Below are 13,130 nucleotides of genomic sequence, written 5' to 3'. Positions count from 1 at the left end.
GACATCCAAAATTTCTCTAATCTGCAATATTTGGGTTAAGCCATTTTTCGGCATATTCATACGAAACGTTTCGGCGTTTGGCATAATCTTCGACTTGGTCTTTCTTGATTTTTCCAAGACCGAAATACTTGCTCTCCGGATTTCCGAAATAATATCCAGAAACCGAAGAAGCCGGCCACATGGCCATACTTTCGGTCAAGGTCACGCCTATCTTTTCTTCTACATTTAGTAATTTCCAAATCGTAGGTTTTTCTAAATGGTCAGGGCAAGCCGGATATCCGGGTGCAGGGCGTATTCCTTTGTAGCTTTCCTTGATCAATTCTTCATTGCTTAAAACCTCATCCGAAGCGTAGCCCCATATTTCTTTTCTGATTTTCTCGTGCAAATATTCCGCAAAAGCCTCAGCAAAACGATCTCCTAAAGCTTTAACCATGATCGAATTATAATCGTCGAGATTTTTCTCAAATTCAGCTGCTTTTTCATCTACCCCAAAACCTGTCGTTACGCAAAAAGCGCCCATATAATCAGTCTTTCCAGAATCCTTCGGCACAATAAAATCGGCTAATGCAATGTTTGGAGCTCCTTTTGTTTTTGCCGATTGCTGTCTTAGGGTCAAGAAAGTCTGCAAGTGTTTTCCATTTTCATCAAATAATTCGATATCGTCGTCATTAATTTGGTTCGCTGGAAAAATCCCATAGATTCCTTTTGCTTCGAGCCAGCTTTCTGACAACATCTGCTTTAGCATTTTTTGAGCATCAGAAAATAAAATAGTAGCTTGTTCCCCAACTATCTCATCGGTCAAAATATTTGGATATTTCCCATGCAAATCCCAAGTTCTGAAAAAAGGCGTCCAGTCGATATAATCAACTAATTCGTCCAGCTTTATTTCGATGGTCTTTGCCCCAATAAAATTAGGTTTAGTTGGAGAGAAATTGTCCCAATCCAGTTTCAATTTATTTTTTCTGGCTTCTTCAATATCAAGGAAGTTTTTGTCGCGGCTTCTGTTCAGATAGCCTTCACGCAATTCGTCATATTCTGAACGAAGGCTTTTGAAATATTCTTGGTTGGTATTTTTATTGATTAGATTCCCAGCAACTGTAACCGCTCGCGATGCATCGTTTACATGGACAACGGTTTCTCTGTATTCAGGAGCAATTTTCACGGCCGTATGCGCGCGCGAAGTTGTCGCTCCGCCAATCATGATTGGAATATTGATATTTAATTTGTCCATCTGTTTTGCCAAATAGACCATTTCATCCAAGGAAGGCGTAATCAAGCCGCTTAGGCCAATAATATCTACTTTTTCTTCAATGGCAGTCTGGATGATTTTTTCTGGCGACACCATGACTCCAAGGTCGATAATTTCATAATTATTACATCCCAGAACCACCGCTACGATATTTTTTCCTATATCATGAACGTCGCCCTTAACTGTTGCCATCAGTACTTTTCCAGCAGAACTTGAAGTCCCATCTTTTTCAGCTTCTATATAAGGTAGCAGATACGCAACTGCTTTTTTCATAACTCTTGCTGATTTGACTACTTGGGGCAGGAACATTTTTCCGCTTCCGAATAAATCTCCAACGACATTCATTCCGGCCATCAAATTGATTTCAATGACTTCTATCGGTTTTGCCGCAAGCTGTCTTGCTTCTTCGATATCGGCCTCAATAAATTCATCTATTCCTCTTACTAAAGCATGCGTAAGCCTCTCCTGAATTGGGAGCGAGCGCCATTCTTGGGCTTGTTTTTCTGTTACTTCTTTGGTATCTCCTTTTATGTTTTCGGCAAAAGATAAAAGTCTTTCCGTTGCATCATCTCTTCTGTCAAGCAAGACATCTTCGACATGCTCTAATAAATCTTTTGGTATCTGGTCGTAAATTTCCAGCATTTCTGGGTTTACGATTCCCATCGTCATTCCGTTATTTACGGCATGATATAAAAAGGCAGAATGCATGGCTTCGCGAACACGGTCATTTCCTCGGAAAGAAAAAGAAACATTACTCACGCCTCCACTGACACTTGCATACTGAAGATTCTCTTTGATCCATTTTGTAGCTCGGAAAAAATCCACAGCGTTTTGGCGGTGTTCTTCCATGCCTGTCGCCACGGGAAAAATATTAGGATCGAAAATGATATCTTCTGCTGGAAAACCAACTTGGTCTACTAAAACATCGTAGGAACGCTTGCAGATTTCAATCCTTCTCTCGTAAGTATCGGCTTGACCGACTTCATCAAAGGCCATTACGATTACCGCAGCGCCATACTTTTTTATCAATTTTGCCTGACGGATAAAATTGTCTTCGCCTTCTTTTAGACTGATCGAATTGACGACGCTTTTTCCTTGTGCGACTTTCAAGCCTGCTTCGATGATTTCCCATTTAGAGCTATCAATCATCACAGGAACTCGAGAAATATCGGGTTCTGCAGCAATCAGGTTCAGGAAAGTCGTCATGGCATGAACACCATCAAGCATTCCTTCATCCATATTGATATCGATGATTTGGGCACCGCCTTCTACTTGGGCTCTGGCAATATCTAAAGCTTCTTCGTACTTTTCTTCTTTTATGAGACGCAAGAATTTTCGAGAACCGGTAACGTTTGTCCGTTCGCCCACGTTCACGAAAATACTTTCGGGAGTTATAATTAAAGGCTCAAGGCCTGATAATTTTAGGTGTTTCTTACAATCAACATCTGCCATTTTCTGTTTTTCTTTAGCTGTAGCTTTTTAAACTGGTTCTACAATTCTTGGTGCATATTCTTTTGCGGCTTCTGCAATCAGGCGGATGTGCTCTGGATTGGTACCACAGCATCCTCCTATTATATTGATGAGATTATCTTGGAGATATTCCCGAATCAAAACCTGCATTTCTTCTGGAGTTTGGTCGTATTGTCCAAAAGCATTCGGCAATCCTGCATTGGGATGGGCTGAAATATTAAACGACGTATTGTGCGACAATCTCTGCAAGTAAGGCTTCAATTGATCCGCACCCAAAGCACAGTTAAATCCGACGCTTAATAAAGGAATATGTGAGATTGAAATCAGAAAGGCTTCGACTGTTTGGCCCGAAAGCGTTCTTCCAGAAGCATCTGTAATTGTTCCAGAAACCATAATCGGAATATCAAGATTTCTTTCTTCTTTGACTTCTTCGATAGCAAATAAGGCCGCTTTGGCATTTAGAGTATCGAAGATCGTTTCTACCAACAAGATGTCTGAGCCTCCGTCAATCAATGCTTCGACTTGTTGTTTGTAGGCAATTCTCAAATCGTCGAAAGTAACGGCTCTATACCCTGGGTCGTTTACATCGGGTGACATACTGGCTGTCCTGTTGGTCGGACCAATAGAGCCTGCAACAAAACGAGGCTTGCTTGGGTCTTTTTTAGTAAACTCATCGGCTACTTCGCGAGCTAGTTTTGCCGATTCGTAGTTTAATTCATAGACGAGATCTTCGAGATGATAATCGGCCATGCCAATTGTAGTTCCTGAAAACGTATTGGTTTCGACAATATCCGCGCCTGCTTCAAAATACTGACGGTGTACATCGCGAATGGCTTGGGGTTGGGTCAATGACAGTAAATCATTATTGCCTTTCAGGGGATGTGGAAAATTTTTAAATCTTTCGCCACGGAAATCTTCTTCAGAGAAATTGTAGCGCTGAAGCATGGTTCCCATTGCTCCGTCGAGAACGAGGATTCTTTCTTTAATAGCTTTGTGTATGTCTGACATTTTTTCGATACTAATGGTTATGCAACGATTCTGTTGAATCCAAAAGTTCATTATTTTTCAGAAAGCAGGAAATGGAGTATTGAAAAAACCAAAGCCATTTGCTTCTTAAAAATTAAATATCAATATGTTGTCAGGAAAAGGGAGAGAAAACCGAGGTTTTTCTGTGTGTTATCTATCCACTTTCGTGGTAGAATGTAGCACCTTCTTTAAAGCTTAAAGGGTTGCTAAGGCTTCACCGGGTCTAATCCCTCTGCCTTTCGTGATAACTGTCAATATTTGTATGAACACTGCAAAGTAATGCAATATGTTTGGTTTTTGCAATAGCCGAAAGGAAATTATACTGCTAACTTCAAATCCTGTTTTTCTGCAATTTGGATGATTTTCTTAAGTAGGGTTTCAGAAACAGCTTCTTTTTTTATTGGATTTATGAAGAAAAATTCTTTTCCGAATTTCTTCAGGCTAGCATTTATAGATGCATTAAAATCCGCAGGAAGCTTTTCTATGACTGGATTCGTACTGATAACATCGAAGTCGTTTTGCAATAATTCGAAATATTCAGGAAGCAAATCGTCGGTTTCGGTGGTATCGACAGCGATAAGATTTTCAAGTGCATTTTCTTGAACAAAACTGATGATATCTTCTACCTTAAAGGGAATTGCAAACTGAATAAAATTGGCTTCCCAAGAATTTTTTACAGTTGGTTTTTCAAAAAAAGCTACTGTAGAATTGGTTATTATCGGCAATCTTAATTCAAATTTTCTGTTTTCCAAAGGTGCTTTTTGGCTGGCAAGTATTTGGTTTATCAAAGAACTTCCGACGGTTTCTATTCCGAAAAGAATAATATTTATTTTTTTAACTGACATGATTTTGAGGCTTTAGGTTTAAAAAGAGCTGCTTTTGACTGGCAATCAAAAGCAGCCTTTTCAACAAACAAATAAAACAAACTAAACAATTTTGTGATTTATGCTTTATGCGGCATAATTATATTCTTTGTACAAAATCAATTCGACCGGAGTTGTATTGACCAAGTTGTCATAAACCGGACTTTTCTGCTGTACTAATTTTAACCATTTTTGGAGCACTTGCAGCGAAGCATCAGTCGTTGGTTTCAGTACGATTTCAATTTTGCTGAAACCGACTCTTTCTTCTTGGCTTATGGTTCCCGTGATTTCTACCTGTAGCGATTTTAGGTTTATGCCTAATTCTTCGGCTACTTTTTGACTAACCGCATTGACGCATCCTGCAAAACCGGCAAGAATATATTCAAACGGACTAGGTCCTTCGAGTTCTGGAAATTTTTTATTGTTGCTGATTCTTACATCAGAATTCTGTGTCTTTACAACGAATTGTTCGTTATTTCTGGAGTATCCTAAAACATTTATTGCTTTCATAATTTTTTTATTGAGATTGATAATATTTGATAAAAAACAAAAAGTCCTTTTGGCTGGCTTACCAAAAGGACTTTACACTTGAATATAAACAGAGATTAAGTCGTTCGCTTTTGGCAATGGAGTTTGAGGTGGCAATAAATCCACATATGTTTTTTACAGCAAATCATCATTGTCGTGTTCATCTTTTTAATTTTTTGTTCCTCCTCAAAAATTCGAGGAGGAGGATTGAAATTTATTTGAGTTAGTTAATAAGAATTTCAATCGTATCTTTTATAAATCTTGTTTTGTTCCAAAAAAAAACCTCTGCGAAATGCAGAGGTTTTTTTGCTTTATATTTTAAGAAACTTAAAATTTGGCAATAGTACGCTCTGCGGAATTTTTCCACATCTTACAGTACATATGACAAATAATAGTTTTCATTTTTATTTCTTTTTGATGATGCAAACTTGAGAACTATTTTTCAATTAGCAATACAAAAAAATAAACTTTAACATTTATTTTATTTTTCTACATAAAAAAACCCGCTTTTCACAAAGCGGGTTTTTCAAATATAAACTACTAGTAATTAGTTTTTTACGATTTTTGTTGTTCCTGATCCAGAATCAGTTTGAACATTTAAGAAATACAATCCTGTAGTCAAATCAGAAATGTTGATTTGAGTTTCAGAAACACCATTTGTATTGATATTTCTAACTACACGTCCGTTCAAATCTGTAATTTGAATAGCATTGATTGCCATATTATTTTTGCTAGCCAAGTTTACCAAGCCGTTTGATGGATTTGGATAAACAGCAAAATTAGAAGCAAAGAAATCGTTTGTACTTAATGTTCTGTCAACAGAGAAAGTATCAATTCCGATAATATCAGAATTCGCCCCTGCAGCGCCTCCATTATTTACGAAATATCTGAATGCAAATTTAACTGCAGTCGGAGCTGCCAAACCACTTACTGTGAAAGTATACTGTGTCCATGTTTTTGGATAAACAAATCCAGATACTAAAGTTGGGTTAACTGTAACACCAACAGTTGTAAATGAACCTACATTTGTAGCTCCTCCAGTAGGTGTTGTATGTGTAGTTGCAGAACTCATTCTAAGCTCTAATCTATCCGGATAATCTTCCGTTCCATCTGTTCCTTTTCTTGTGTAGAAACTTACTATATCACCATTTTGTACTGTTATAACCGGAGTTATTAACCAGTTGCTGATGTTTCCAGATCCAGAAGCAGCTCCAGTTACTGGATTTATAGTTCCTGTACTTGTATAGTTAACAAGTGCAAATGAATTTGTACCTCCTGCATGTCCAACAGGAGAATCACTTCCAAAGATTGGGTTTTCAAGTGGTCCTTCATAATCAGCATTTGTCCATAAAGTTGTCGTAGCTGGAGTACTCTGATTCGTTCTTATCCAACCTGCTGCATCTAATGATTCTGTAGTACCATCAAAACCATAAGAGAAAACATTTTGTGCATTTGCTGCAGACAAAGCTGTCAGCATAAAAAGAGAAAGTAAAGTTTTTTTCATAATAAATTAAAAAGTTAATACGCCGGCAAATATAAATGCTTTTTAATTTGTTTTGTAATAAAATACTCCATTTAACAATTTTACAAATAAAAAATACCTATATACAGGTAGATTTAACTTTAAATCACAAATGGAATAAACCACTTATTCAAACCATCACTTGGTTGGATTTTTATAACATCCGAAAACAACTGATTAAGCTTACTTTTTATAAAACAACCTGAAAACGATTCACTATACGAAGCAAGAGCGTTTCATCGTAGCTCGCAATTTACAAAGGCATGCGGAAGTTCTGTATGGAAAAGTTCTTTTAGTTTCGAATTACTAGAGTTCTATATAGAATTTATAAATTCAAACTGAAAAAAATAATTTCTATAAAGCATCACGAAAAACAGGCTCTTGCTTCAACTAAAAACCCACTCCTAAAGGAAGTGGGTTTGATTTTTATAAAACTATAAAACTGCTATAATTTAGCTTCTTATAATTTTTGTAGTCCCTGAACCCGAATCGGTTTGGACATTTAAAAAGTACATTCCAGCAGTCAGGTCTGATATATTGATTTGAGTTTCTGAAACGCCCTTAGTATTGATATTTCTCACAACACGTCCGTTTAAATCTGTGATTTGGATCGTATTGATTGCCGTATTGTTTTTGCTAGCCAAGTTTACCAAACCAGTTGATGGGTTTGGATATACAGAAAAATTAGTAGCAAAGAAATCATTTGTAGACAATGTAGCAGCCGTCACTTTATAATCGTCAATCAATAAAGCAAATTGATCGTTAGAGATACAATTGAGAGAGATGTATACATTTTGTCCTGCATATGCATCTAGATTGTAGGTGTATTGTGTCCATGTAGCAGTTGTCTGGATATATGCGCCGGTTGAAATCACTGTGAAATTAGCTACTGCTGTACCAGTTGTAGAAATCCCGATCTTAAAACGCTCATTTGGATAGGCTGATGCTGCAGATTTTGCCCAGAATGTCAATGAATTTCCAGTCGCTCCTAATTGAATTCTAGGAGATATTAACCAATCATTATTTGGAGCTATAGGAGGCATCGAGTTAAAGCACGCAATCACTTTATCTCCAGTATGGGCAGCCCAAGCTGTACCGACTAGAGGGTCAGTTGCCAGACTATTAAAAACTATAAATGCACCTGTATATCCAGAATTTTCAAATTCTACCGGGATTGGATCTTCCTCGTCACCGACATCAATACCCCAAGTTTCGCCTCCATCAACATCGGTAAGCGTCCATGAGCCAATATTTTCGATAACAAAATTAGGGTAGGTTTCAAAGCCATCTTCAAAAAGTGTAATTTGGGCGCTCAGACCCATTGAAGATAAAAACAAAAAACAAAGTAACGTTTTTTTCATAAAATTAAAGCATTAACAAGTTAGTAATAAAGTACGTTTTGATAATTCGAAGCATAAAAAAACCCACTTGGAAAAAGCAGGTTTTCACAAGTAAAAAATTCACATTTTCTTCGCTTCCAATAAGCCCATCCTCATTACTATTTAGTTAATACTCGACCAATATATAAAAAAATAACAAATTCTACAACAAAAGAGATATTTATTAAACAAAAGAAGCCGACTTTGATTAGTCGGCTTCTTTTTATACAGTTTTATAACAATCTAGTTTTTCACAATCTTTGAAGTACCTGAACCTAAATCAGTTTGAATATTTAAGAAGTACAGCCCGGTAGTCAAATCAGAAATATTGATTTGAGTTTCTGAAACACTGTTTGCATTAATATTTCTAACAACGCGTCCGTTCAAATCTGTAATTTGTATAGTATTAATGGCAACATTATTTTTGCTAGCCAAATTTACCAAACCGGTTGACGGATTTGGATACATTGAGAAATTGTTCGAAAAGAAATCATCTGTACTCAAAGCTCTGTCAATAGATAAAGCATCCACTCCAATGATATTCGAATTTGCACCATCTGGGCCACCATTTGTAACAAAATATCTAAACGCCAATTTACATGGTACAACTCCTGTTAAGCCAGATACAGTATAAGAATATTGTGTCCAAGTGAAAGGGTAACCTGTCGGTGTTAGAGTAGGGTTAATTGTTAACGCCAAGGTAGTAAAGTCGCCAAGACCTGCAGATCCGCCTGTTGGATTTACTGTAGCTGCACCATTTGTACTAAGTCTTAATTCCAAACGGTCAGCGTAAACTGTACCAACACCTGTTCCGCCTGCTCTACTGTAAAATGTCACTATATCACCATTTTGCAAGCTAACCACAGGAGTTATTAACCAGTTACTAATTGTACCTGTGCCACCAGTTGTACTATTAAAATTACATAAAGTGAAGGAAGTTGCAGCACCATTATATGCGCCAGTAGCGAAGGCCGTTCCGCCTCCTTGAGCCCAAGTTGAAGCTCCGGCAGGTGTACTCTGATTTGTAGAAGTCCATCCAGCTGTCGCCAAATTGGCGTAGGTATCAAAATTTTCAGTAAACAGGTTTTGAGCTTGGCTTAGTGTTGAAGCCAATAAAAACAAAGAAAGTAAAGTTTTTTTCATAATTTTTTAATTAAAACGTTATACATAATTTAAATTCAATCATCATAACTCAAATATAATCAATTTCATTAACACATTTTAAAAATTAATAAAAAAAATCTGTCTTCTCACTTTCTTCCTTTCTGGCATAACTCCTTTGTCAATTAAATATGCTTTCATACATTTGCAATCAAAATCGAGAAGAGGAAAAATTTGTACTGATTGCAACCTCTGATACTAAACAAATAGAGTATCATAAAAATGCTAAAGCAGAAAACTCTCCTTTAGCCTTCTCTGCAATTTTTCCGATTCCTAAAAATTTAAAAATATGGCTTATTTATTTACGTCAGAGTCTGTGAGTGAAGGACATCCAGATAAAATTGCGGATCAAATTTCAGATGCATTAATTGACAACTTTTTGGCTTTTGACGCCGATTCAAAAGTTGCTTGTGAAACTTTGGTTACAACTGGACAGGTAATTCTGGCGGGAGAAGTTAAATCAAAAACATATCTAGACGTGCAGCAAATTGCACGTGATGTCATCAAAAAAATTGGCTATACCAAAAGCGAATACATGTTCGAGGCTAATTCGTGTGGTGTCTTATCTGCTATTCACGAACAATCGCAAGACATTAACCAAGGTGTAGACAGAGCCAGTAAAGAAGATCAAGGTGCTGGTGACCAAGGAATGATGTTCGGTTATGCAACTAATGAAACTGAAGATTTTATGCCTTTGGCGTTGAATCTTTCTCATAAATTATTGCAAGAATTAGCGGTTTTGCGTCGTGAAAACAACGAGATCAAATACCTTCGTCCGGACGCAAAATCACAAGTAACATTAGAATATGACGACAACAACAAGCCTGTAAGGATTGATGCTATCGTAATTTCTACACAGCATGATGATTTTGACGAGGAAGCGAAAATGCTTGCAAAAATCAAAAAAGATTTGGTAGAAATCTTGATTCCAAGAATTATCAAAAATAATCCGCAGTATGCGCATTTGTTCAACGATAAAATCCAATACCATATCAATCCTACTGGAAAATTCGTAATCGGAGGCCCGCATGGCGATACAGGATTAACTGGAAGGAAAATTATTGTTGATACATATGGTGGAAAAGGAGCTCACGGTGGTGGTGCTTTTTCTGGAAAGGATCCGAGCAAGGTAGACCGAAGTGCGGCTTACGCTACCCGTCACATTGCCAAAAATCTAGTTGCAGCTGGCGTTGCTGAAGAAATTTTGGTTCAGGTTTCGTATGCGATTGGTGTTGCAAAACCAATGGGAATCTACATCAACACGTACGGTACTTCTAAAGTAAATCTTACGGATGGAGAGATTGCTAAAAAAGTAGAAGAGCTTTTCGATATGAGACCTTATTTTATCGAGCAAAGATTAAAACTAAGAAACCCAATTTATAGTGAAACTGCGGCTTACGGCCACATGGGAAGAAAACCTGAAACCGTAACCAAAACTTTCAAAACACCAAATGGTGAAGAGAAAACAGTTACTGTTGAATTGTTTACTTGGGAGAAATTAGATTTCGTTGATAAAGTAAAAACAGCTTTCGGATTATAAATCCTGCTGTTTTAGACATAAAAAAACCATCCGTTATTGGATGGTTTTTTTATTTTTAGTAAGTTCCGTTTTTCATTTTCTCTAAGACGGATTCTAAATCTGCTTTAGTCTCATCTCCCATATCTTGAGAGAATTTCAAGGCTTGTTCTTGTGTAGCGATTGCTTTTTGCTTTTCGCCATTTTTGTAATAAAGCTGCGCTAAAGTGTCTAGATAATACGGATTGTTTTTTTCAATTCTCAAGCTAGATTCCGACCATTGGATTGCTTTTTTGATCGACTCTGGGTTTTTAGCCTTTTGAACCACAAACCAAGCAGCTTCGTTAGAGGCATTTGAGAAAGAGTTTTTAAAACTGCTCCAATCGTTATAGGTCTGGTATCCTTTTCCTGGAATGCTGTACATTTCATCTAAAATTTCGATTTCGTTTTGGCGTCCTTTAAAGGTCTTTTTATAGAAGGCATCATATTCTTCTATAAACTGACTCTCTTTATTCGTAGATTCTGCAAAACCCTGAAGTACTCTTAGGTACTCGATAGTTGCATTATAATCATCTGATTTTTTTTCTACTGTTTTTTTATAAACAGCCATCATCCTATTTTGATATTCATCGGTCGTTTTCTCCGAAAGTTGCGAGATACCGTTGGAAATAGCTGTCGGAAGTTGCGTTTCTATTGTTGGAGCATAGTCGCCATAATAATCAACCATTTCTCCTTGGCCAGAAGCTGATTTTTGTTCCTGCAGGATAGCATCATAATGTTTCAAAAGATAGTCAATCGCCTTGAAATTGGTCTCGTCAAGTGGTCTTCCTTCATTAAATAGGCTATAATAAAATCCGCTATTTTGAATTTCTGCTAAGGCAACTTTTACAAAATCCATGTCGGGCGCTGCATCTTTTGAATGGCTGTCGACTATCCTGCTCCAAGCAGCAAGCAGTTTCTTTTTGTCAAAATCTACTTTTGTATAAACGGCTTCGTTTTGGTCATAATAGGCTGGATAAGCGGCAACGGTATCGACTGCTACTTCAGCTACTTCAACCGGAACTTCTTCTTCTTCAACTACTTTTTCAGCAGGAACGGCTACAGCTGTTGTTACCATTGGCGGACTAATAGCCCATCCTGAATTATTTTCTGAAAGCGGCACCATTTTTTTTACGATTTCGGAATCTTTGGTTTTCTTTGAATTCAAAGCCTTATTTAGGTCGATCTTAGCTTTGACTAATTTCAGCTGGTCGCCGATCGAGCTGTAATACACACTAAAAAGGGACTCGTTTTTAGAAAGACTTCCTTTTATCTGCCCTAAGATAGTTCCGTCGGCATCCATAATAATTGTCGATGGATTATCGGTAATCTTATTTTTAGACGCCCAAGATTTGTCTTTTGCAGTAGCTAGGTAATAATTGTATTTGTCGTAATCGGCATTGTATTCATAGGAATAGCCTCCTATAGCATATTGCTGGTTCTGTATAAACGCGTCGAATGCTGTTTTCGCGTTTTTATCATCAGGCTCATAAGAGACTACCAAAAATTTCTGAGGAGTTTTCTTAGTAGCTTCTAGTGCTTTTTGTAGATTGTCTTGCACTACCAATTTAAAATCTGATGCTACCATCGCTGTAGTGTCAGCAACAAGACCATATAAGTCAGCTTTCCCCGGATAGGTCCAGCTGGTTTCTTTTTTAGTCTCCAAAGGCTTTACTTGCGATTCTACAGCTTTTGGCTTCCTGCTTTCTGGGACAAAAGTTATCGGGCTCTTTTTGTTTTTTTCGGAGACAACCAATTCGTTTTTTTCATTAAGATAGCCTTGAAGTTTTATTTGTCCTAAGTAGTTAGCATTGTATTCAATTTCTATTTTATTTGTACCTCTTGGCAAGGCATATTTATACAATGTGGTTTCGCCATTATAATCTTCTTTAGCCAAATAAAAATAGTCTGATTTGTTAATTTCGAAATTCAGTTCGGTTTCGTCAAAATTCATCTCCCCTCCCAAATCCGAAATGCTTTTGTATGTAGGCTCAGAATTACCTGTCTGGGTTCCGATATGTAGTCCTGAATAATAAGAGGCAACACCTTTAAGATTTACTTTTACTTTTCCTAAACTCGGATTAGAATCAGACGAAAATGCGACCGAAAAATCGGATCCTTCAGAATGATTGTTATTTAGGTGTAGCGTATCGTTCTTAATTTCATAATTCCCATAAAAAACAACAAGCTCGTACTGATTGTTTTCATGCAGGTTCAGCTTGATATCCTGTCCATAGGAATTTGAAATGTAGGTCGTCTTTTCAATCTTATTTTGAGCATAGGAAATTGCAGAAAGGAATAGCAGTAATCCAACAGAATACTTCTTCATATTGTGGCTTTTTAGGTTATTTATCTGACAAATGTAACTTATTTTTCA

The 13,130-nt window shown here is 37.1% G+C and carries 9 protein-coding genes and 1 riboswitch; of the genes, 1 reads left to right on the top strand and 8 read right to left on the bottom strand.

Translation table 11 applies throughout. The features are described 5' to 3' along the window. Positions 1-16: 16 nt before the first annotated feature. The 7 genes from metH to OLM56_RS05945 all read right to left on the bottom strand — a co-directional run bounded on the left by metH (position 17) and on the right by OLM56_RS05945 (position 9,180). A complete protein-coding gene (gene metH, locus OLM56_RS05975) occupies positions 17-2,701 on the bottom strand; it encodes a methionine synthase (protein WP_264528667.1) in 2,685 nt (894 codons plus the stop codon). A gap of 27 nt (positions 2,702-2,728) precedes the next feature. After that, positions 2,729-3,727 (bottom strand): homocysteine S-methyltransferase family protein, encoded by a 999-nt coding sequence (locus OLM56_RS05970; RefSeq protein ID WP_264528666.1) that lies wholly within the window; start codon positions 3,725-3,727, stop codon positions 2,729-2,731. Between the two features lie 165 nt (positions 3,728-3,892). Continuing rightward, positions 3,893-3,996: riboswitch (SAM riboswitch) on the bottom strand. Positions 3,997-4,062: 66 nt separating this feature from the next. Continuing rightward, positions 4,063-4,590, bottom strand: coding sequence for a hypothetical protein (locus tag OLM56_RS05965; RefSeq protein WP_264528665.1), 528 nt, complete (start codon positions 4,588-4,590; stop codon positions 4,063-4,065). Between the two features lie 105 nt (positions 4,591-4,695). Beyond that, positions 4,696-5,118 (bottom strand): OsmC family protein, encoded by a 423-nt coding sequence (locus OLM56_RS05960; protein ID WP_147406610.1) that lies wholly within the window; start codon positions 5,116-5,118, stop codon positions 4,696-4,698. 565 nt (positions 5,119-5,683) lie between these two features. After that, positions 5,684-6,640, bottom strand: coding sequence for a T9SS-dependent choice-of-anchor J family protein (locus OLM56_RS05955; protein WP_264528664.1), 957 nt, complete (start codon positions 6,638-6,640; stop codon positions 5,684-5,686). Positions 6,641-7,110: 470 nt separating this feature from the next. Continuing rightward, positions 7,111-8,019 carry a T9SS-dependent choice-of-anchor J family protein gene (locus OLM56_RS05950; RefSeq protein WP_264528663.1) on the bottom strand — a complete coding sequence of 303 codons (909 nt, stop codon included), beginning with the start codon at positions 8,017-8,019 and terminating at the stop codon, positions 7,111-7,113. A 261-nt stretch (positions 8,020-8,280) separates the two neighbouring features. Continuing rightward, positions 8,281-9,180 carry a T9SS-dependent choice-of-anchor J family protein gene (locus tag OLM56_RS05945; RefSeq protein ID WP_264528662.1) on the bottom strand — a complete coding sequence of 300 codons (900 nt, stop codon included), beginning with the start codon at positions 9,178-9,180 and terminating at the stop codon, positions 8,281-8,283. 307 nt (positions 9,181-9,487) lie between these two features. On the opposite strand from OLM56_RS05945, the gene metK reads away from it, so the two are divergent. Continuing rightward, positions 9,488-10,738 carry a methionine adenosyltransferase gene (metK, locus tag OLM56_RS05940; RefSeq protein WP_264528661.1) on the top strand — a complete coding sequence of 417 codons (1,251 nt, stop codon included), beginning with the start codon at positions 9,488-9,490 and terminating at the stop codon, positions 10,736-10,738. Between the two features lie 55 nt (positions 10,739-10,793). Here the strand turns inward: metK and OLM56_RS05935 are convergent, their stop codons facing one another. Continuing rightward, a complete protein-coding gene (locus tag OLM56_RS05935) occupies positions 10,794-13,082 on the bottom strand; it encodes a hypothetical protein (protein ID WP_264528660.1) in 2,289 nt (762 codons plus the stop codon). Between the last annotated feature and the right edge of the window lie 48 nt (positions 13,083-13,130).

The sequence above is a fragment of the Flavobacterium sp. N2550 genome, assembly GCF_025947265.1.
GTDB lineage: Bacteria > Bacteroidota > Bacteroidia > Flavobacteriales > Flavobacteriaceae > Flavobacterium > Flavobacterium endophyticum.
The sequence above is the reverse complement of the archived record's forward strand: the minus strand, read 5'-3'. Positions and strand labels throughout refer to the sequence as shown.

Bases quoted from the DNA above. Each gene is read 5' to 3' on its own strand.
- metH (WP_264528667.1), bottom strand. From the start codon at position 2,701: ATGGCAGATGTTGATTGTAAGAAACACCTAAAATTATCAGGCCTTGAG.
- OLM56_RS05970 (WP_264528666.1), bottom strand. From the start codon at position 3,727: ATGTCAGACATACACAAAGCTATTAAAGAAAGAATCCTCGTTCTCGAC.
- OLM56_RS05965 (WP_264528665.1), bottom strand. From the start codon at position 4,590: ATGTCAGTTAAAAAAATAAATATTATTCTTTTCGGAATAGAAACCGTC.
- OLM56_RS05960 (WP_147406610.1), bottom strand. From the start codon at position 5,118: ATGAAAGCAATAAATGTTTTAGGATACTCCAGAAATAACGAACAATTC.
- OLM56_RS05955 (WP_264528664.1), bottom strand. From the start codon at position 6,640: ATGAAAAAAACTTTACTTTCTCTTTTTATGCTGACAGCTTTGTCTGCA.
- OLM56_RS05950 (WP_264528663.1), bottom strand. From the start codon at position 8,019: ATGAAAAAAACGTTACTTTGTTTTTTGTTTTTATCTTCAATGGGTCTG.
- OLM56_RS05945 (WP_264528662.1), bottom strand. From the start codon at position 9,180: ATGAAAAAAACTTTACTTTCTTTGTTTTTATTGGCTTCAACACTAAGC.
- metK (WP_264528661.1), top strand. From the start codon at position 9,488: ATGGCTTATTTATTTACGTCAGAGTCTGTGAGTGAAGGACATCCAGAT.
- OLM56_RS05935 (WP_264528660.1), bottom strand. From the start codon at position 13,082: ATGAAGAAGTATTCTGTTGGATTACTGCTATTCCTTTCTGCAATTTCC.